General features: G+C 60.7%; 16 protein-coding genes. 5 read left to right on the top strand and 11 right to left on the bottom strand.

Annotated features, from left to right (window positions below):
- Positions 1–105: 105 nt before the first annotated feature.
- On the top strand, positions 106–477 hold the full coding sequence (locus AC1D11_RS11385) for an EF-hand domain-containing protein (protein ID WP_477648989.1): 372 nt from the start codon (positions 106–108) through the stop codon (positions 475–477).
- Between the two features lie 62 nt (positions 478–539).
- Here the strand turns inward: AC1D11_RS11385 and AC1D11_RS11390 are convergent, their stop codons facing one another.
- Positions 540–1541 (bottom strand): transporter, encoded by a 1002-nt coding sequence (locus AC1D11_RS11390; protein ID WP_477648990.1) that lies wholly within the window; start codon positions 1539–1541, stop codon positions 540–542.
- Between the two features lie 299 nt (positions 1542–1840).
- Between AC1D11_RS11390 and AC1D11_RS11395 the strand changes: the two genes are divergently transcribed.
- Positions 1841–2290 (top strand): VOC family protein, encoded by a 450-nt coding sequence (locus AC1D11_RS11395; protein WP_477648991.1) that lies wholly within the window; start codon positions 1841–1843, stop codon positions 2288–2290.
- A 105-nt stretch (positions 2291–2395) separates the two neighbouring features.
- Here the strand turns inward: AC1D11_RS11395 and AC1D11_RS11400 are convergent, their stop codons facing one another.
- Both AC1D11_RS11400 and AC1D11_RS11405 read right to left on the bottom strand, forming a co-directional pair.
- Positions 2396–7951, bottom strand: coding sequence for a PAS domain S-box protein (locus AC1D11_RS11400; protein ID WP_477648992.1), 5556 nt, complete (start codon positions 7949–7951; stop codon positions 2396–2398).
- A gap of 366 nt (positions 7952–8317) precedes the next feature.
- Positions 8318–9256, bottom strand: coding sequence for a rhodanese-like domain-containing protein (locus AC1D11_RS11405; RefSeq protein WP_477648993.1), 939 nt, complete (start codon positions 9254–9256; stop codon positions 8318–8320).
- Positions 9257–9506: 250 nt separating this feature from the next.
- Here AC1D11_RS11405 and AC1D11_RS11410 point away from each other — a divergent pair, with 250 nt between their 5' ends.
- A complete protein-coding gene (locus AC1D11_RS11410; protein ID WP_477648994.1) occupies positions 9507–11885 on the top strand; it encodes an ATP-dependent DNA helicase in 2379 nt (792 codons plus the stop codon).
- 482 nt (positions 11886–12367) lie between these two features.
- Here the strand turns inward: AC1D11_RS11410 and AC1D11_RS11415 are convergent, their stop codons facing one another.
- The 6 genes from AC1D11_RS11415 to AC1D11_RS11440 all read right to left on the bottom strand — a co-directional run bounded on the left by AC1D11_RS11415 (position 12368) and on the right by AC1D11_RS11440 (position 15573).
- Positions 12368–13090: a hypothetical protein gene (locus AC1D11_RS11415; RefSeq protein WP_477648995.1), complete on the bottom strand. Its 723-nt coding sequence runs from the start codon at positions 13088–13090 to the stop codon at positions 12368–12370.
- A gap of 352 nt (positions 13091–13442) precedes the next feature.
- The gene (locus AC1D11_RS11420; protein ID WP_477648996.1) at positions 13443–14255 is read right to left on the bottom strand and encodes a hypothetical protein; all 813 of its coding nucleotides are present in this window, start codon (positions 14253–14255) and stop codon (positions 13443–13445) included.
- 119 nt (positions 14256–14374) lie between these two features.
- A complete protein-coding gene (locus AC1D11_RS11425) occupies positions 14375–14614 on the bottom strand; it encodes a hypothetical protein (RefSeq protein WP_457282139.1) in 240 nt (79 codons plus the stop codon).
- 256 nt (positions 14615–14870) lie between these two features.
- Positions 14871–15044, bottom strand: a complete 174-nt coding sequence (locus AC1D11_RS11430) for a hypothetical protein (protein ID WP_477648997.1) — start codon at positions 15042–15044, stop codon at positions 14871–14873.
- Entirely contained in the window at positions 15041–15412 is a 372-nt protein-coding gene (locus AC1D11_RS11435; protein ID WP_477648998.1) for a hypothetical protein, read from the bottom strand. The genes AC1D11_RS11430 and AC1D11_RS11435 overlap by 4 nt, the downstream gene beginning before the upstream one ends.
- Positions 15409–15573, bottom strand: a complete 165-nt coding sequence (locus tag AC1D11_RS11440) for a hypothetical protein (RefSeq protein WP_477648999.1) — start codon at positions 15571–15573, stop codon at positions 15409–15411. The genes AC1D11_RS11435 and AC1D11_RS11440 overlap by 4 nt, the downstream gene beginning before the upstream one ends.
- 259 nt (positions 15574–15832) lie before the next feature.
- On the opposite strand from AC1D11_RS11440, the gene AC1D11_RS11445 reads away from it, so the two are divergent.
- Entirely contained in the window at positions 15833–16450 is a 618-nt protein-coding gene (locus tag AC1D11_RS11445) for a DUF502 domain-containing protein (RefSeq protein ID WP_477649000.1), read from the top strand.
- A gap of 120 nt (positions 16451–16570) precedes the next feature.
- Complete coding sequence (locus AC1D11_RS11450) at positions 16571–17926, top strand: dicarboxylate/amino acid:cation symporter (RefSeq protein ID WP_477649001.1); 1356 nt, start codon at positions 16571–16573, stop codon at positions 17924–17926.
- Between the two features lie 91 nt (positions 17927–18017).
- On the opposite strand, the gene infA is transcribed toward AC1D11_RS11450, so the two are convergent.
- Positions 18018–18275 carry a translation initiation factor IF-1 gene (gene infA / locus AC1D11_RS11455; protein WP_092132708.1) on the bottom strand — a complete coding sequence of 86 codons (258 nt, stop codon included), beginning with the start codon at positions 18273–18275 and terminating at the stop codon, positions 18018–18020.
- 62 nt (positions 18276–18337) lie between these two features.
- Complete coding sequence (locus AC1D11_RS11460) at positions 18338–18574, bottom strand: hypothetical protein (protein WP_411879702.1); 237 nt, start codon at positions 18572–18574, stop codon at positions 18338–18340.
- Between the last annotated feature and the right edge of the window lie 516 nt (positions 18575–19090).

The following is a 19090-nucleotide window of genomic DNA, read 5'->3' on the forward strand; positions in this document are numbered from 1 at the left end:
TCTGCGCTCCACCGGCAGGTAAACCGGCGCAACACCCTGCAAGAACACTGGTATTGGGTACGGGGATAGCATCCAATGGTGACTGACCACACCCTCAGGAAGCCCATGCACGCGACAACCAACACCCCCACCCATACGCTTTCCAGCCTGGACCGCCCCCGCATCTGGATGCCGGTCTCCTTGCTGGCCCTGGCCACCGCGGCGGCCTTGCTGGCCGCGCAGGCACAAGCCCAGACCGCTGAGCCGGCCACGGCAGCTTCCACACCGGCGCCGTCAACGGTCACCTATTACGACCCCAAAGACCTGGAGCGCGCCTTCAAGTTCATGGACAAAACCGGCGACGGGAAGGTCAGCCGCGACGAGGCATCGAACTTTCGCGGCGTCTCCAGACACTTCGACGAGGCCGACGTCAACAAGGACGGTTTTCTCTCGCGTGAGGAATTCGACAACGCGATGAACCGCAGCAAGGCGCGATAGTCCGATCCCGGACCACCTCATACACCACGGCGGCCACAAGCGGCACGGGATTGCCGTGAACGCTATTTCTTCCGGTAAACATACCAGGCCGCGAAGGCAGTGAAGACGCCAATGATCCCCACGATCACCATGAAGCCGTGAGGATGCCCGGCCAGGGGAATGCCGCCCACATTCATCCCCAGCAGGCCGGCAACAATGTTGATGGGCAGTGCGAGTACCGTGACCATCGTCAGGATGAAGACGCTGCGGTTGGTCTCCTCGCTGACCTGTGCGGCAATTTCCTCTTGCAGGAGCTTGATGCGCTCCTTCAGCTCGGACATGTCCCGGATGGTCAATGAAAACTCTTCCGTCGCCTGGCGAAGCTCCTCCAGGTCGTGCTCGCTGACCCATGGCGGCGGCAGCCGCAGCAAGCGGAACAGCGCACCGGGCTCCGGCGCGAGCAGCCGCTGCAGCCGCACCAGCACCCGCCGCAGCTTGCCCAGGTCGGCCCGGCGGTTGTGCAGCCGGCCGATCAGGAATTTGTCCTCCACCACGTCCACCTGAACAGTGGCGTCACGCACGATGCGCACCAGCACATCGCCCTGCTCGCGCAGCAGCTGGTTCAGAAAAGACACCGATGACGCCAGCGGCTTGCCGTTCTTGATGGCGTCACGCATGCGGTCGATGGAACGCAGGGGATGGGAGCGCGCGCTCAGCGCCATATGGGGCGCCACGTTCAGCCACAGGCTGGACATTTCAGCCGGGTCAAACGCGAATTCATACGCCACGTCGTTGACGACAGCAATCAGGGTGTCGTGCGCATCTTCAATGCGGGTGGACCTTGAACCGGCGTGCAAGGCCTCGAAAAATTCGGGTACGGCGTGCAGATGCTTGCGGATGCTCGCCTCTGCCGCGGCGTCACTGAGGTTGAAGTGCAGCCAGACAAAATCTGATTTTCCCTTGGGGCGTTCGTCCTGCAGCCAGGCGGCCGCCTCCAGGAGGTCCACCGGTATGCCGGGCGCGCCGTTTTCAAACCTGTAGCCGCAGAGCAGGCCGGTTCTGTCGGCGCCGTAAGTAATATCCATTCAGAAGTGGCGTGAAGTGGTCGGGAAGTGGGGTGAATCGGACACAACAGGCACCGGCGGCCGGTGTCCGATCCGGTATTCGGCAACCTGCCTCGAGCAGTGATGGCCATACAGTGTGTTGCCTTTGCATGACGGTTCAGTGACAGTGGCGTGACCGCCGTCTTCAGACGCCTGGCCTGGCGGTGCATTCCCGTTGCATATTGGGCTGACACTGAGTCCCAATGCGCTTCATAATTTCAAGACGGGCCGGCAGCACCTCAGGCCCCGCTTGATTCCTTCACATCACCGCCGGAGACGATATGGCCACCCACGAACTGTTTGCCTACCTTCATGTCAAAAATGCGGCAAAGGCCATGGCGTTTTACACCTCGGTTTTTGGTGCTACGGAAAAATTCCGGCTCACGGAACCCGATGGCCGCATCGGCCATGCCGAACTGGACTTCGACGGCGCCACGCTGATGGTGTCGGAAGAATTTCCGGAGTACGGCACCCGGGCGCCCGATGCCGGCGCGCCGGCCACCGTCACGCTGCATCTGCATGTGGACAACTGCGATGAGGTGATTGCGCGCGCGCTGAAAGCCGGCGCCACGCTGGAAATGGCGGCGCAAGACCAGTTTTATGGTGAACGCTCGGGCAGCTTTCGCGACCCGGCAGGCTACCGCTGGAGTGTGGGGCACAGCATTGAAACCGTGTCACCAGAAGAAATGCAGCGCCGCTATACCGCGCTGCTGGCCACGCCTTCCGCGTGAATTTGCTATAAAAAATATAGCTGCTTGCGCCCGTCAGTAAAGACCAAGGCGCGAATTTAACCACTGGAGCAGAACCCCGTGGCCTGCCGCGGGCCCGGTACAGGTTCAGGCTTCGTCCGTCGGCGATTCCGCAGAGTTGCTTTGCCCGAGCACGCGCCGCAAGGTTTCCAGGAGCTCGGTGTTGGAGGTTTTGGCCTTGACCAGCACCGCGGCTGCCCGCGTAGCCTGAAGCCTGTCAACCTCCAGCGCCGAGAAAATCACCACCGGCGGCGGGCCGTCCATGGCCTCAACGTCCTTGAGCAAATCCCAGCCCGAGCCGCCCGGCAGGCTGAGGTCCAGCAGGATCAGGTCAAAGCGCTGCTCCTTCAGCCGGTCGCGTGCTTCCTGCACCGTGTCGGCAAAGACGAAGGTCGCAAACCCCTGGGCAATGGTCGCTGCAATGCGCTGGATGTCCGGATCGTCTTCAACATGCAGGATGACGGAGCGGGCTTCGACAGAACCCGCAATGGCGCGCCGCACGCCCAGCACGAGCATGTTCTCGTCGATGGGTTTTTCCAGCCAGTCCGATACGGTCAGGGACTGCTCGTTGAACTGGATCCGCCCTTCAGCCGCGGAGGCCGACACCACGACGATGGGCACATCACGTGTATGCAGCTGGGCGCGCAGCGCCCTGATCAGCGCAATGCCGTCCTGGTCGGGCAGCTTCAGGTCTATCGTGACGGCGGCGTAGCGCCTTTTTGCCAGCTCCGCCACGGCCTGCTTGGCCGTGTACACCATTTCGGTGTCAAAACCGCCCTTGTCGAGCATCATGCTGATCAGGCGGGAAATGTCCGGGTCGTCCTCGCAAACCAGGACGCGCGGCCGCTGTTCGACCAGCGCCGAGAAACCGGAAGTACGCTCCGGCGAATCCACCCATTCGGGCAGCTCAAAGAAGAAGGTGGTGCCGACCCCGGCGTCAGTATGAAACCCGATGCTGCCGCCCAGGCGCTCGATGATGGCCCGTGAAATATTGAGGCCCAGGCCCGTGCCGCCTTTCTGGCGCGTATCGGAAGAGTCCGCCTGGGAGAATTTCTGGAAGATACGGTTGCGGAATTCCTCCGGAATGCCGGGCCCGTGGTCCCGCACCTCAACGCGTATGCCCGTCTCACTGCGAGCCACGTGAATATCCACCGTGCCGCCTTCGGGGGAGAACTTCATCGCATTGGACAGCAGGTTGGTCACCACCTGCGTCAGCCGGTCGCTGTCGACCCTGACCTGCAGGTCCTCGTCGGGAAACTCAAGCTGCAGGTGCACATTCTTCGCCGCGCCGTAGCCTTCGTTGGCGGCCAGCGCCTGCTCCAGCAAAGGCCTGAGTTCGACGGCCTGAAAATCCAGGGTCATCTTGCCGGACTCGATCTTCTCGATGTCCAGGATGTCGTTGATCAACCGGATCAGGCGCTCACAATTGGTCTTGGCGATGCCCACCAGCGTCTTGACGGCGTCGGGCAACTGGCCGGCAACACCGCCGGAGATCAGGCCCAGCGAGCCCCGGATCGAGGTGAGCGGCGTGCGCAGCTCATGGCTGACGGTCGAGACGAATTCACTCTTCATGCGGTCAATGCGCTTGAGTTCGGTAACGTCGTTGGCCAGCGTGTAGAAGCCGATCACCTTGCCATCGTCGGCGCCTTCGCCGTAGCGCGGGAAATAATTGATCACGTAGTCGCGCGTGCCGCCGCGGGCGGTTTTCTGCGATCGCTCATAGACCACCGGGTAGCCCTGCAGCACCTCTTCCACCCTGGGCTTGACCAGCGCGTACATCTCGTCGCCCAGGATTTCCCGGATGGTCTTGCCTTCGAGCTGCTCCTGCGTCATGCCGAAGACTTCCTCGTAGGCCCGGTTATGGAAGCGCAGACGCTGATCGGCGTCAGCGTAAGTGATCCAGGCCGGCACGGTATCGGTGATTTCGCGCAGCTGCGCTTCGCTGGTCCGCAGGGCCTCGGTGACACGGCGGATTTCGGTGGTTTCGCGTCCCGTGCCGCGGTAGCCGGTGAATTTTCCGTTGGCGTCGAATTTGGGCACGCCGCTGATGCTGAAGTAGTGCAGCCGGCCCTTGGAGTCGCGCCGTGTACTTTCAAGGTCGCGGAAAACCTCGTGCCGGGCTAGTTTGGCCTTGTACTCGGCCAACGCACCGGCTTCGATGTTGATGTAGTCGAGTTCCCAGGCAGTCTTGCCATGGGCCGCTTTCGGGATGCCCGAGGTGCTTGGGGCTTCGCCGGGAACCTCGACGAAGCGGAAGTTCTCGTCCTGCTCCCAGAACCAGTCGGAGGCCAGCGAAGTGAGCGCGCGAAAGCGCTCCTCGCTTTCACGCAGAACCTGCTCGGTCTGCTTGCGCTCGGTAATGTCCTGGATCTGCGCGATAAATTGAAGCGGCTTTCTGTCTGCATCGCGCACGAGAGAGCAGCTCATGTAGCCCCAGACAGTGCGGCCGGACTTGTGGATGTAGCGCTTTTCGACGTGGAACGATTCGATTTCGCCGGCCAATGCCCTGCGGCGTTGCTCCAGGTCCCATGCAATGTCGTCGGGATGCGTCAGGTCATGGATGGTGCGCGACAGCATTTCCGCCTCTGAATACCCCAGCATCTGGCAAAAAGCGGTGTTGACCTTCAGCCGGCGCGAGTCGATGCCGATCAGCGTCATCCCGATGGCCGCATGTTCAAACGCATTGCTGAACTGCTGGTCACTGACCGTGAAGACATCGTTGTCCGTGCTGATGGGGCCGGCCCCCTTGGGGTTTACTTCTCCGGCATCTTCGAACGCACTTGCGCCGCCGTCCGTCAGCGCAACGCCTGAATCGTCGAACACGTCCCCTTCAGCCGGCATGGCCCCGGCCTGCTCGCCTCCGAGCGTGAAATAAAAGGTACTGCCCTCACCCACTGCCGACTTGGCCCAGATTTTTCCGCCGTGACGGGTAATGATGCGCTTGACCGTGGCCAACCCGATGCCGCTGCCGGCAAATTCTTCCGGTGAATGCAGCCGCTCAAAGGTGCCGAAGAGCTTGTCGGCATACGCCATGTCGAAGCCGGCACCGTTGTCCCGCACAAAGTACACCACCTGGTCCTCGGGCCCTGCTTCTTTTCCGACCAGGATTTCGGTGTGCGGTTTTTTCGAGGTGAACTTCCATGCATTGGCGATCAGGTTCTCCAGCACCTGACGCAGCAACGCAACGTCCGCCCGGCCCCACAGGTTGGGCTCGACGGTGATCCGCACCCGCCGGTCTGGATCGTTTTCCGTCCACTGCTTGATGATCTTGGCCGCCTCGGTGCTGATGTCGACAGACTCCCAGTTCAGGCTGGTCCGCGACAACTGGGCCAGGGACAGCAAACCGTCGGTCAGCTCACCCATGCGGCGCACACTGCTGCGTATGCGGCCCATGAAGTGATGCGCGCGCTCCCCCGACTCAGGTGGAACCGCTTTTTCAAGCAGCGCACAAAATCCGTCGATGGTGCTCAATGGTGTCCGCAAGTCATGCGCCACGGAGTATGAGAAGGCCTCGATCTCCCGGGTGGCGACTTCCAGCTGGGCGGTCCTGCGCAGCACGCGTTTTTCCAGGTTGACGTTGAGCCGGACGATTTCCTGCTCAGCCTGCCGGCGTTTGCTGATGTCGGTAATGGTGCTGACATACCCAGATGGAGCGCCGTTCCCGTCCACCAGGGGCTGCACGTTGATCAGTGCCCAGAACTCACTGCCGTCGGGCCTGCGATGGCACACCACACGGTTCAGCTGTGGCTGGCCGGTACGCACGGCGACAACACTGGGCCACTCTTCCCTGGGCATGGGCGTGCCGTCTTCGCGGAACCGCTGCCATTCCGGCTCGACCGAAGTCTGGCCTTTCAGTTGGGCCAGGGGCAGGCCGAGGATGCGCTCCGCACTGGCATTGCAGTCAACGATATGCCCCTGGGCGTCCCGCAGGATCACACCTTCGGCCAGCGCACCCACAACCGCCCGGAAGCGGGCCTCGCCGACCCGCAGCGCGATCTCCACTTCCTTGCGCGACGTGATGTCGGCGCCCACACCCCGATAACCCGCAAAGGTTCCATCGTCGCCAAACACCGGTTCCCCGCTGACGCTGCGGTAAACGACACTGCCATCCTCCTTGGTCAGCCGGTATTCAAAATTGCGGAACGGCAAATGCGCCTGTAACACCGCCTTGTGCTCTTCCCACGTACCGACAAGCGGCGCAGCGTTGGGGAGGTCCCATCGGCATTGCCCCTCTCCAATGACCTGGGTTCCCAGGGCGAAGCGTTGCGGATCATTGGAGACAAAGACGTTGCGGAAATTTGTATCCTGTTCCCAGTACCAGTCGGACGAAAGACCGGTGAGGCTGCGAAAGCGCTCTTCGCTGCGACGCAGTTTGGCCTCGGCCTCAAGCCGCGCGGTGATGTCGCTACCCACGCCCCGGTAGCCGGTGAAGCGGCCTTTGGCATCCACCATCGGCTCTCCGCTGATGGACAGGGTCACACGCGTGCCGTCTTTTTCGATGCGTTCGTATTCAAAATTCCGGAAGACTTCGTGACGCTCCAGCAGGGCATGATGGCGGGCCCACATCTCCTGGTTGAGCGGGCTGTGGTCGATCTCCCAACGTGTTTTCCCGATATGCTCGCTGATCGCGCGCCTGGCCTCTTCCGTCTTGCCGCCGGACAGTTTGGTGAAGCGGAATTTGGTATCGGTTTCCCAATACCAGTCGGACGAAAGACTGGTCAGGCTGCGGAACTGTTGCTCGCTGCTGCGCAAGCGCTCTTCGTCTGCCAGCTGCTGGGTGATGTCCTCCGCCGTAACCAGGACGTGCGTGACCACACCACTGGAATCCTTCAGCGGAACCTTGCGCATATGCACGCGAATGACGCCCTTGTGCTTTGTCTGGACAAGGCGGTCGGGGAAATCCTGCATTTTGCCGGCAGCAATCAGGGCGAGATCCGAGGCATGCATGTTGTGGGCATGGGCTTTGGGCCACAGATCATGGACGGTATGGCCCAGCGCTTCCGCTCGCGTGAAACCATAAAGTTCTTCAGCGGCGCGATTCCATGCAACGTAACGGTGGTCTGTGACGGCTTTCAGGTTCATGGCGATCGGAATGTTCTCAACGATGTCGTCGAGCAAGCGGGCGACTTTGCGTTCTTTTTCCTCCGCACGCCTGTTGGCCGTGACATCGCGCGTAATACCCCGATAACCCATGAACTCCTGATGCTTGTTGAACACCGGCACGCCGCTAATGGAGAAATAATGCGCGACACCATCCTCCAGCACGCGTATGTATTCGAAATCGCGAAAGGGCTTGCGTTCCGCCAGTACGGCGCGGTGGTCTTCCCATGACATGGTGACCGGCAGGGCGCCAGGCAGTTCCCAGCGGCATTTGCCGACGGAACTGTCGAGATCCTTATCCTGTGACCTGTTGCTAAACTCAGCCGTGAAGTCGGTAAAACGGTACTCTGCGTCCTGCTCCCAGTACCAATCCGCCGAGACGGTGGCCAAGCTGCGCAAGCTGCTGATGTCGTCCCTGAGCGATTCGACCAACCGCTGCTGCTCAACGATCTCAAGCTTCAGCGCATCATTGGCGGCCGCCAGCGCAAGCGCTTCAGCATGTGTGCGCTGCTGGGACTGCTCTGCGGTCTCGTCGCGTTTCATCGCGGCACCTGAGTGGTAACCGTGCCGGGCCGACGCGGAAGGGGCACGGGCGCCCCCATCAGGCCAGGCTCACGGTGGACTGCGGTGAATGCGCTTGGCAAACTGGGGTTCATCCGCCGGTGGTGACTTTCTTTGCAAAGGTGCGCGGCTCTATCAAGACCCGCTTTCCGTAGCTGCCGCCCTGCAAGTGTGTAATGCTGCATTTAATTGCGCTATAGGACAACACCCTGATTTCTTTTGACCGTGCCTTCGATTAGATTGGTCTGGTTTTTGCATACTTAAGACCTCCTCTCATAGCAATCAATAGGTCCTCGGAATTACATGAATTGCCGTTTCGGTATTTGGCAATTATTACCACCACTCTACTCAGGCAGTCTGGGGGTATTCCAGCGCCAGCCCGGCCGCTTGCCAGGCGTCGATACCGCCATGCAACGGCCTGACATTGCTGAACCCGGCCGCCATCAGGCGCCTGGCCACCAGGGCTGCAGAAGCATCGTTGGGGCAGGCGCAATAAACAACCACGGCGACATCATGCGGGATATCAAGCGATGCCCGGGTTCGGTCCAGGTCCGACCAGACCAGAGCCCCCGGAATGATGCCGCCGCCGGCACGCGCCAGTTCCGTGCGCACGTCCAGGATGACGGCAGGCTTGTTCTGCTGCGTGAGCTGCAGCAGCTCCTGCGGTGAAATGCGGGCCATGCGCAGCTGCCGGTAAAAGCGCTGCCGCTGCCACCATTTGTGCGCCAGAAAGAGAGCAAACGCAGCCAGCAGCACCATCAGCCCGATGCGCCCCATCTGCTCGAAAATCGCCAGCACATCTGCCACCGCGTCGTGAAAAACCATACCGATCCCCACACCTGCACCGGCATAAAGCGTTGCGCCCAGCGCATCAAAAACCAGAAAGCGGCCGAAGGGAATGCCGGTGCGTCCGGCCAGCGCCGTGGCGAGCGAAGCAAACCCGGGAATGAACTTTGCCAGGATGAGCGACTTGACACCCCAGCGCGTGAAGATGGATTCGGTTTGCCGCACGCAGGAGTCGGGTGACAGCGAAATGCGGCACAGCGTTTTCAGCACACGGCTGCCGTACCGGTGGCCGGCCCAGTACCAGACGCTGTCCGCGGCCAGGCAAGCCAGCACAGCGGTCAGGATGAGGCCTGCTGCGGAGTATTGGCCGTTAAAGCTCAACGCGCCGGTGAGGATCAATACCGGATAAGCCGGTATCGGCAAGCCGAGCTGTTCCAGCCCGACATTCAGGAAAACGGCGGCAAGCCCGTAGTGCTCGAGCCACACAATGATCTGTTCCATGGAGTCGCGTTACTTTCTGCGGGGGTCGTTGCGGGCTGCAAAGCCGTTTGGCCCCGCTTTTGTTGCCCCGTTCATGCAATGTAGACGGCCGCGGCGCAGCGGTAAATGGTGGCCCGGCCAATGTTCTTTTTCCATAGGAAGAACAATTCGGACAATTTGGGTTATTTGGGCTGATTCTGAGGGGCGGTGCCCGGCGCCTGCGCTACCATGAACCCTTCCCCGTTCACGTGACTCAGAGAGCGACTACCGATTGAAATACCTTGTGGCTGTCCGGGCCCTGTGCGAGTTCACGGCCAAGCATGGCGACCTGGACCTGCGCTTTACGCCGTCACCCTCCGCACTGGAAGGCATGGCTGGGCACGCCATGGTGGCATCGCGCCGTGCAGAGTCATCAGAGTCCTATCAGGCCGAAGTCAGCCTGGAGGGCGAGTACAAGACCCTGAAGGTGCGCGGCCGTGCCGACGGCTACGACCCTGAACGCAACCAGCTTGAAGAGGTCAAGACTTTCCGGGGCGACCTGCACGCCATGGCCGACAACCGCCGCCACCTGCACTGGGCACAGCTGAAGATTTACGGCTGGCTGCTTTGCGAAGCCAAAAAGCTGCAGGACATCAACCTGACACTGGTGTACTTTGACGTGGCCAGCACGCAGGAAACACCGCTGACCGAACATTTTTCCGCCGCGTCGCTCAAGGAGTACTTTGAAACGCAGTGCGAGCGCTTCCTGGCATGGGCCAACCAGGAGCTGGCGCACCGCCAGGCGCGTGATGCTGCGCTGGCCACGCTGGCATTTCCGCACCCCGCATTCAGGCCGGGTCAGCGCGAACTGGCCGAAGCGGTTTACAAGACAGCCCAGGCCGGCACCTGCCTGATGGCACAGGCGCCCACGGGCATCGGCAAAACCATCGGCACGGTGTTCCCGCTGCTCAAGGCTGTACCGAAAAAGCAACTCGACAAGCTGTTTTTCCTGGCGGCCAAAACGCCGGGCCGCAGGCTGGCGCTCGATGCGCTGGACCGCATCAAAGGCAGCACGGCGGCCCTGCCGCTGCGCGTGCTGGAGCTGGTGGCGCGTGACAAGGCGTGTGAACACCCGGGCAAGGCCTGTCACGGTGACGCCTGCCCGCTGGCCAAAGGCTTTTACGACCGGCTGCCCCAGGCGCGCAGCGCTGCGGTGCAGCATGCCGCCGCACAGGGCCCGCTCGATAAGGCGGCGCTGCGTGAACTGGCGCTGGCCCACCATGTGTGCCCCTACTACCTGAGCCAGGAACTGGTCACCTGGTCGGACGTGGTGGTGGGCGACTACAACTATTACTTCGACACCAGCGCGCTGCTGCATGGCCAGGCCGTGGGCAACCAGTGGCGCGTAGGCGTGCTGGTGGACGAAGCGCACAACCTGGTGGAGCGCGCGCGAAAAATGTACTCGGCCACGCTGAGCCAGGCGCAGGTGCAGCAGGTGCACGCCACCGCGCCCCGCGCCGTTCGCGGCGCGCTGGAGCGGCTCAACCGCGGCCTGCTGGAATTGCAGGAGGCGCAGCAGGCGCGCGGCGAGGTCTACCAGGTCCACCCCGAGCTGCCCGTGACTTTTCTGAAAACCCTGGCGCAGGCTCTGACCCAGATCACCGACTTCCTTTTGGCCAACCCGACCCGCATGGACGGCGAACTGCAGGATTTCTATTTCGAGGCACTGCACTTTTCGCGCATGGCTGAAGACTTTGGCGAACACTCTCTGTTTGACGTGACGCTTCAGCAGGAAGCCGGCCGCGATGCGCTGGGCCAGGTACTCGGCCGACAGCTTGCGGTGCTCAACATCCGCAATGTGGTGCCTGCGCCATTCCTGGCGCCGCGTTTTGCCGCCGCGCAGTCAACGGCACTCTTCTCCGCCACGCTGAGCCCGCAAAACTACTACGCCGACACGCTGGGCCTGCCGGCCGGCACGGTGTGGACAGAGGTGGAATCGCCCTTCCTGGCCGAGCAGCTGCAGGTCTCGGTGGTGAGCGACGTCTCCACGCGCTTTCAACACCGTGACGACTCGCTTTCGCCCATTGTCGACCTGATGGCGCGGCAGTATGAGGGCCGGCCCGGCAATTACCTGGCGTTCCTGAGCAGCTACGACTACCTGCAAAAGCTGGTCACACTGTTCCGGCGGCGCTACCCGCATATTCCCGTGTGGGAACAGACGCGCGGCATGGAAGAAGCCGCGCGCGACGCCTTCCTGGCGCGCTTCACGCAGGCCTCGCAAGGCATAGGCTTTGCAGTGTTGGGCGGCTCGTTCGCCGAAGGCATAGACCTGCCAGGCGACCGGCTGATAGGCGCATTCATCGCCACACTGGGCCTGCCGCAGGTCAACGCCGTGAACGAGCAGATCCGCGAACGCATGGGCATCAACTTCGGCGCGGCCCAGAGCTACGACTACACCTACCTTTATCCCGGTCTGCAGAAAGTCGTGCAGGCGGCCGGACGGGTCATACGCACCACCTCGGACCGCGGTGTGGTTTATCTCATGGACGACCGCTTCACCCGGCCCGAAGTACAACGCCTGCTGCCGGGCTGGTGGAAGGTGGCGCGGCTACGCGCCAGGCGGCGGGAGCCGGCCGCGGCGCTGTCGGAGCCCCACTCGTTGAATCACTAAAGCAAAAGCCCGCGTCTGCGGGCTTTTGCCTGCACGGCCATGAAGGCCGCTCACCATGCGGGGCCTAAAACACGCCCAGCAGCATGAGGATAAGAACCACACTAAGGGGAACACCCAGTAACCAGGCAATAAGAGGCATTTGATTCTCCTGAAAGTTGTCAAATTGAAGACAACTTCAATGTAGATTGCGTCCGGGGGCGGCCATGCCAGCCTGAAGGCTTGCTGCAAGTAAGGAATCGCTGACGCCCGTGTAGTTGTGCGGCTCGCCCCCCTGAAGTCCAGCAGGGAAACGCCCTGAATTCAAGGAAAATCGGTCTGCAGGTCAATCGGGACGGGCGCAAGCAGCTCCGGAAATGATAGCAACTCCGCCACCCCAATCAGCAGGGAATACAGTCCGCCATTCTGCAGTTGCCACAAATCACAGGCCAGGGGCCTGCAGCATCCAGGCGCGCAGAGGCGTTGGCGAAGCTGTTGATAGGGATTTAGCGCTGGCTGAATTGCAGCGCGCCCAGCATGCGCTGCACTGGCTGGGTTTCAGGCAGGACATACACCACGCCATGGCTTTTCCCCAGCACGGGATTCACGACGGTCTCGTAGAAATTGACGGGCACTACGACACACCCGAGCGAAATTCGGTTGTCGTCAGGTGTTTCAGAAGCCAGCCGCTCGGCGCGGCGTTCTGCCGCAGCCGCAGGGCGAAGACGGTGGATTGCCAGCTTGGCCGTGTAGTCGATCCACACGATGGCCTCGCCGTGAAGGTTGTGGCCGGGCTCGGAAACAAAACGGCCTGCCGGCGTGGTGCGTTCGTCTGCGCGCAGGCTGGCGACGTTGCGCTGCTCCATGCCCGGCACCGTGTGGTCGCCGGGTGTCAGGCCGGTCAATGCCGGCGATGCGCCACGCAATTGGCCGGTGGCGTCAAACACAAAAATGCGGCCGCCTTTTTTATCGACCACCACAAATGGCAGGCCCTGGTTATCGCGTGCGCTCATGATCCAGCGCAGGGCGTAACGTGCATCGGCCGATGCCGCGACCAGTGTCATGTCGGCGGAACTGCCGGCGCCCGGCACCGCCATCACAGGTTCCGGGCCGCGTACCAAGGGCGGATCTACAGGAATGGCAGATGCCCACAGAGGAATCGCAGCGAGAAAGGCAAGGGCCGCCGTGCAGACGGTTTTTGCGCGCAGTGCCTTTCCTTTGAACAACATCCTGATCCTGGGTTGAATTCATTGCCTGTGCGGAGCACATGAAAAAGCCGGCCTCGAACCTTTGGGGTAGGAGCCCGGCTGTGGTTGCACCATGTTAGCGATGCAAGCAAATGTTCACAACGGAAAAACCCTGGAATACCCTGGATTATTGCTATCTTTTTAATAGCAATCAATCGTTTACTGCATTGGCAATGCTTGCTTTTTTTGCAGCCGAATTTAGCTATTCAGTAATTTGGTAACAGCGGCCACATGTGGGCATTTTTCGCATTGAAGATGCGAGCGCGCAACAGTACGTCAGGGGTTGTTACAACTCACTCTGCGCGAGCGGTGATCGAAGGAGCGAACAGGCGGGTCAGGCCGCGGGGCGCAGACCCTGTTTTGCGGCAAGCGCGTGGGCGGCAGGAAAAACCTCAGCCAGTGGTTTGATTTCCGGCAAAACGTAAATCACGCCATAGCTCGCATTGAACGCGGGCTTGAGTACATCTTCGAAAAATGCCACGGGCATGTTGATGCACCCGTAGGAAATACGGTTGTCCTCGGTACCGGGAGACGCAAGCCGTTCCAGCCGATGCTCTTTGGGCTCCAGTGTCCGTACGCGGTGCATGGAAACAGCCGCCTCGTAATCCACCCAGACAACATCTTCGCCCAAGGTGTTGCGGCCAGGCTCCCCCATAAACCGGCCCGCCGGTGTAGTGCGTTCGTGGGGTTGCACCTGCGCAATGGGCCGCCCGCCGATACCGGTCACGGAATCATCGCCGACCGCCGCACCGATCAGCACGGGCGTGGCGCTGCGCAACTTGCCGGAGGGTTCGAAAACAAATACCTTGGTATTTATCTTGTCGAGGATGACAAAGAAAAGCCTGCGGTTGTCCCCGGAGGCAACTACCCAATTGGCGACCTGCCGCGCCTCATCCGACGCGGTCTCTTCACCAAAATCGGCAAAGCGCAAAGCCGGTGCCAGCTGCAAGGTGCTGGAAGGAACAGGGTTCAGGGCCGGAGAGGAAACCGGACGGGCATGAAAAAGCGGCAATGTCAGGACAAGCAGTGCCGCGCCCAGCAAGATGCCTTGCTTGATGCCGTCGAGGACGTCTGCACGACTGGTGTCGGGCCCATCGCCGGCCGGGGGCGTGGGCGACGCAAACACGTTCATGAAAAGACGACGCATGGCCTGTGCTAAAACAACAAGGACGATCCGGCCGCCATGTGAAAACGCTCCGGAAGCCGTGCCTTAAAAGACATGGCAAACCGGAGCGGCGTCACACCAGGGCGCATGACGGTCTGGGTTTAATTGCGGTCAGCTTGTGCTGGACGCTCGGTCTGGAAGCCAGCCGTGTTGCTTTCTGTCGTGGTGGCGGGTGCCGCACTGCTAGGGGTGGTGGTGTCCTGGTTTTGCATGGTCTGGCCGGACGATTCTGCAGGCGCAGCCGGTGCCGTGGGGGTTTCGGTCTGGGCATATGCCAGGCCAATGGTGCTCACGACGGCGGCGGCGGCTACGGCAGAGGCCAGGGATTTGGAAAATTTCATGTCTTGCTCCTTAAGTCATGCCCGTCACAGGCAATCAGGGTTGGTAAATGGCTGGCCGTATTGCCAGCTAAATCCAATTTACGGGGGGAGAGTGGTGCGCGGCGTCGGTCCGGTACGGCCTGTCATGTAGGACAAGCGAGGTCACAAAATGCTACGCACCGAGCCGAAACAAACACCCTTGCCCTGATTCACGGACCGGATGCCGCCAGGATTTTCTGCGCGTGCCGTACCTGGGATATGCCGTGACGGTTCAGCACTATTCGTTGGGGTTGTTGCCCTTGAGGCCGTGCCCGGCCTTGATGGCCAGCTGAATTTTCTCAAGCTCATTGATGAGCTGATCGATGCGTGGAAAATCCTTTACCGGTGCCTCCTGCAAGGCTTTAAGCTGTGCGCGGAGCCGCACGTACTCCGCTTGCAGATCGGGTTTCACGCAGGCACTGCACCGGGCTTGATGCCGGCGTCCCTTGCAGGGCGGATTTCCGGGCTGCCGGCCGCCATATTTTTCTTCACAGAACTGGCCGCACCGAAAAGATCGACCTGTTGCGGCTGGTCGCTGCGCGGGCCGTATTGCAGGTCGGGGCCAACCAGGCGCTGCAGTTCGCCGTAACCGGTGGCCAACGCAGTGTCATATGCGGCAAAACTGATCTCGGAGCAGGACACCGATTCAAACACCAGGGGATCCGCCTGACTCTCCAGAATGCGCCAGCAAAATTCACCCGGGGCGCGCTCTTCGACTGTCAGGGCAAGGGAACGCAAGGGGGCATTGAGCTGTGCATTGACCAGCGTGGATTGGCTCATAAATATCCTATAAAAAGGCCGTGATGGCCGGGCATGACGTTGTTGCGCAGTTGATAGCGCAGCCGAAAAATATCAAGGGAATGAAAGGTAACTTTCAGCATCGGCACCTGCTCAGATGCAAGCACGATGTGAGCGGGAAGAAGACCTGAGTCGGGGTTCATGTCAGCGCTGGGCTTGAGACTGTCGGGGTTGATTGATTTCTTTGGGAAGCAGCAATGGGCAGTGGCATCACTGCGACAGTAGTTTAAGCACGAGACAGTGACACATCGCAGTGATTAGTACCGCAAAAATGTAGGAGAAGACCGACAACCCCTGGCGAGGTGCGTCATGCGAAATGGTTATATTGCAGGCTAGCCAGAAAAATGCACCGTGCGCAACGCGCCCGTAACGAAAAGCCAACGAAAAGCCCATGAAAAGCCCATGAAAAGCCTCTATAAATATTTCTTTCGTGGCCTCATCACCATCCTGCCGGTGGCATTGACGGTATACCTCCTCTATATCTTCCTGGCATGGATGGAAACTGCCGCCCTGTGGATACTGCGCCCTCTCATCGGCGGCTTTTATATACCCGGGATGGGCCTGGCGTTCGGCATCCTGACCATCCTTGCGATCGGCTTTCTGGTGTCGCAGCAAAGTGTGCGCAAAGTGCTGTCTTTTGCGGAATTGCCTTTTACCAATTTGCCGGTGGTCAAAAGCATCTACTCGTCTCTCAAGAGTTTTGCCGACTACTTTTCACCTTCGGGAAAGCAGGGCGAGCAAAGCGTGGTGATATTGCGCATGCCTGGGCATGCAATGGAAATCGTGGGCCTGATCACACGCCGCAGCTTTGCCGACCTGCCTTCCGGATTCCTTCCGGGTGAGCGTGTTGCAGTTTATTTGCCCATGGGTTACATGATCGGCGGCTACACGGTGTTTGTGCCGACGGAGTGGGTACAGCCCATCGACATGTCGGTGGAAGAAGCCATGCGCTCGTCACTGATTGCGTGGATGTCCCGCCCGCCGGCCGCGGGCAGCGGCAGCGGCAGCCCGGCCGGCTGAGCTTACGCCGCGGCGGCGTAAAGATTTGTTATCTGTGGTTTCCCACATGGACAAATCGCGTGGCGGGGCTATATTGAACCCGTCTCCCACAACCCGCGCATTCGCTGATGCGACCCGGCCATGACAAGCACAACGACAACGAAGACAAGCCGCAAGCCCCCCCTTTACAAATCGCTCTACTTCCAGGTGATCTGCGCAGTGATCGCCGGTGTACTGCTGGGGCACTTTTACCCTGAGGCCGGAAAACTCATGAAGCCGCTGGGCGACGGCTTCATCAAGCTCATCAAGATGATGATCGCACCCATCATCTTCTGCACCGTCGTGATCGGCATCGCCGGCATGGAAGACATGAAGAAGGTCGGCAAGACCGGCGGCCTGGCGCTGCTGTACTTTGAAGTCGTCAGCACCTTCGCGCTGATCATCGGGCTGGTCCTGGTCAACGTGTTCAAGCCGGGCGAAGGCATGAATGTCGACGTGTCCACGCTGGACACCAAGGCCATCGCGGCCTATACCGGCCCCGGGAAGATGGTCGGTACAACCGACTTCATCATGAACATCATTCCATCCACCGTGGTGGATGCCTTCGCCAAGGGTGAAATCCTGCAGGTGCTGCTGATCGCGGTGATGTTCGGCTTCGCGTTGCACCGTTTCGGCGGACGCGGCACGCTGGTCTTCGACTTCGTCGAGAAAACCTCGCACGTGCTGTTCACCATTGTCGGCTTCATCATGAAGGTGGCACCCATAGGCGCTTTCGGCGCAATGGCCTTCACCATAGGCGCTTATGGCGTGGACAGCCTGGTGTCGCTCGGCAAGCTGATGGCGGCTTTCTATGCGACCTGCCTGATCTTCATCTTCGTGGTTCTGGGCACCATTGCGCGCATTCACGGCTTCAGCATCTGGAAGTTCATCAAGTACATCAAGGAAGAGCTGCTGATCGTGCTGGGCACCTCGTCGTCTGAGTCCGTGCTGCCGCGCATGATGGAGAAGATGGAGAACCTGGGCGCAAAGAAGACCACTGTGGGACTGGTGATCCCGACCGGTTATTCCTTCAACCTGGACGGCACCTCGATCTATCTCACGATGGCGGCGGTGTTCATCGCACAGGCCACCAACACGCCAATGACCCTCACGCAGGAACTCACGCTGCTGGCGGTGCTGTTGCTGACTTCGAAAGGCGCTGCAGGCATCACCGGTAGCGGCTTCATTGTGCTGGCCGCCACGTTGTCGGCGGTGGGTACCGTGCCTGTGGCCGGGCTGGCGCTGATTCTGGGGATTGACCGCTTTATGTCGGAAGCGCGGGCGCTGACCAACCTGATCGGCAATGGCGTAGCCACGATAGTGGTCGCCAAATGGACGAATGAGTTGGACACCGAGCGGCTGAAGGCCGGGCTCAACAACGAGAGCTGGATTGAAGCCCAGGAGCCCGAGGTGCTGCTGGACCAGAAGACCGAGCACATGGCAGCCAGCCGCCACTGAAACAAATCGCAAACCACAAACAACAAAGCCCGGCAGGCGGAGAAACTCCACCTGCCGGGCTTTGTGTTTGATGCTGCGGCTAGTCGCCGTTTTAGCGGGCCTGACGCGGTGCCGGGCCTGGGCCGCGACCTGCGATATGGCGGAAGGTGATGCGGCCTTTGCTCAGGTCGTAAGGCGAGAGCTCCAGCGACACCTGGTCACCCGCAAGAATGCGGATGTGGTTCTTGCGCATCTTGCCCGAGGTGTAAGCCACGAGCTTATGGCCGTTGTCGAGCGTGACGCGAAAGCGCGAATCAGGCAACACTTCGTCTACCAGCCCATGCATTTCAATCAGTTCTTCTTTGGCCATGATGTAACTCCTAGGGAATTGGAAAAATTGTCAGTGATGTCTGTTGTAAGGGCTGGCAAGGCTTATGCGCAGGCCGGCGTCGAACGCTCGTGGATCCAGCCGAGGGCATGTTCCGTCGCGTAATGCACGGCCGCAGCCGCGCTGTCAAAGAGGCCGCTGAAGCGCATCACGCGGTCATGCGTGGCGCTGCCGCGTCCGGAGCGGATGGAGACCGATGCAGCGTAGCGTTCGCCTTGCTGCTTGGCCAGTGGTGAGACAAGGTACTTGCCCACCGCGATTTTGGTGTGATCTACGTTCATAAAAATTCCGTGCCGGGTATGTGTCCCGGCTTGATAAATAAGGAGTAATCGGCTTGCGAGCAAGCCGGCGGGTGTTCGGTGTCCACCCACCTGGCCCTTGTCAGGGGCTGGGCTGGTTGAGCCATGCGTGGCACTGTCGGGAATAGTGCTCGCTGGAAAAACGGAACAGTGTTGAGAGGGTTCAGGGCTGTATGGGCACTGAAAACACTGTGGATTCGGGCTCTGGGAAGCGCCGCAATTGAGAAGGAAGCCTGTTGGGAAAAGGCCTCGATGAAAAAAGCTGATGCTTTACCGAAGCTCTTATTGTAACCGCCCGGCGCGAATCACGCTTTTTACCTGATACGGCCATCGCAAACCGCTCTTCTTGGCAAGCAGGGGCCGCAGGCGCAGCGGCCCCGGGGGGCAGAGAGTTACGCGCAGCGAACGAACGCGGGGGGGCTCCATTTTTGCCCCTCATGCAGCGCCAGGCAGCCCTTCTTCTTGCAAGCAGGGGCCGCGGAACCGGCTTTGCCGGGC

It is taken from the genome of Polaromonas sp. P1_E11 (genome assembly GCF_056405995.1).

Excerpts from the sequence above, each read along its gene's own strand:
- AC1D11_RS11420 (WP_477648996.1), bottom strand. The coding sequence starts at position 14,255 with ATGCGTCGTCTTTTCATGAACGTGTTTGCGTCGCCCACGCCCCCGGCC.
- AC1D11_RS11425 (WP_457282139.1), bottom strand. The coding sequence starts at position 14,614 with ATGAAATTTTCCAAATCCCTGGCCTCTGCCGTAGCCGCCGCCGCCGTC.
- AC1D11_RS11440 (WP_477648999.1), bottom strand. The coding sequence starts at position 15,573 with ATGAACCCCGACTCAGGTCTTCTTCCCGCTCACATCGTGCTTGCATCT.
- AC1D11_RS11400 (WP_477648992.1), bottom strand. The coding sequence starts at position 7,951 with ATGAAACGCGACGAGACCGCAGAGCAGTCCCAGCAGCGCACACATGCT.
- AC1D11_RS11405 (WP_477648993.1), bottom strand. The coding sequence starts at position 9,256 with ATGGAACAGATCATTGTGTGGCTCGAGCACTACGGGCTTGCCGCCGTT.
- AC1D11_RS11395 (WP_477648991.1), top strand. The coding sequence starts at position 1,841 with ATGGCCACCCACGAACTGTTTGCCTACCTTCATGTCAAAAATGCGGCA.
- AC1D11_RS11450 (WP_477649001.1), top strand. The coding sequence starts at position 16,571 with ATGACAAGCACAACGACAACGAAGACAAGCCGCAAGCCCCCCCTTTAC.
- AC1D11_RS11385 (WP_477648989.1), top strand. The coding sequence starts at position 106 with ATGCACGCGACAACCAACACCCCCACCCATACGCTTTCCAGCCTGGAC.
- AC1D11_RS11435 (WP_477648998.1), bottom strand. The coding sequence starts at position 15,412 with ATGAGCCAATCCACGCTGGTCAATGCACAGCTCAATGCCCCCTTGCGT.
- AC1D11_RS11390 (WP_477648990.1), bottom strand. The coding sequence starts at position 1,541 with ATGGATATTACTTACGGCGCCGACAGAACCGGCCTGCTCTGCGGCTAC.
- AC1D11_RS11460 (WP_411879702.1), bottom strand. The coding sequence starts at position 18,574 with ATGAACGTAGATCACACCAAAATCGCGGTGGGCAAGTACCTTGTCTCA.
- AC1D11_RS11415 (WP_477648995.1), bottom strand. The coding sequence starts at position 13,090 with ATGTTGTTCAAAGGAAAGGCACTGCGCGCAAAAACCGTCTGCACGGCG.
- infA (WP_092132708.1), bottom strand. The coding sequence starts at position 18,275 with ATGGCCAAAGAAGAACTGATTGAAATGCATGGGCTGGTAGACGAAGTG.
- AC1D11_RS11445 (WP_477649000.1), top strand. The coding sequence starts at position 15,833 with ATGAAAAGCCTCTATAAATATTTCTTTCGTGGCCTCATCACCATCCTG.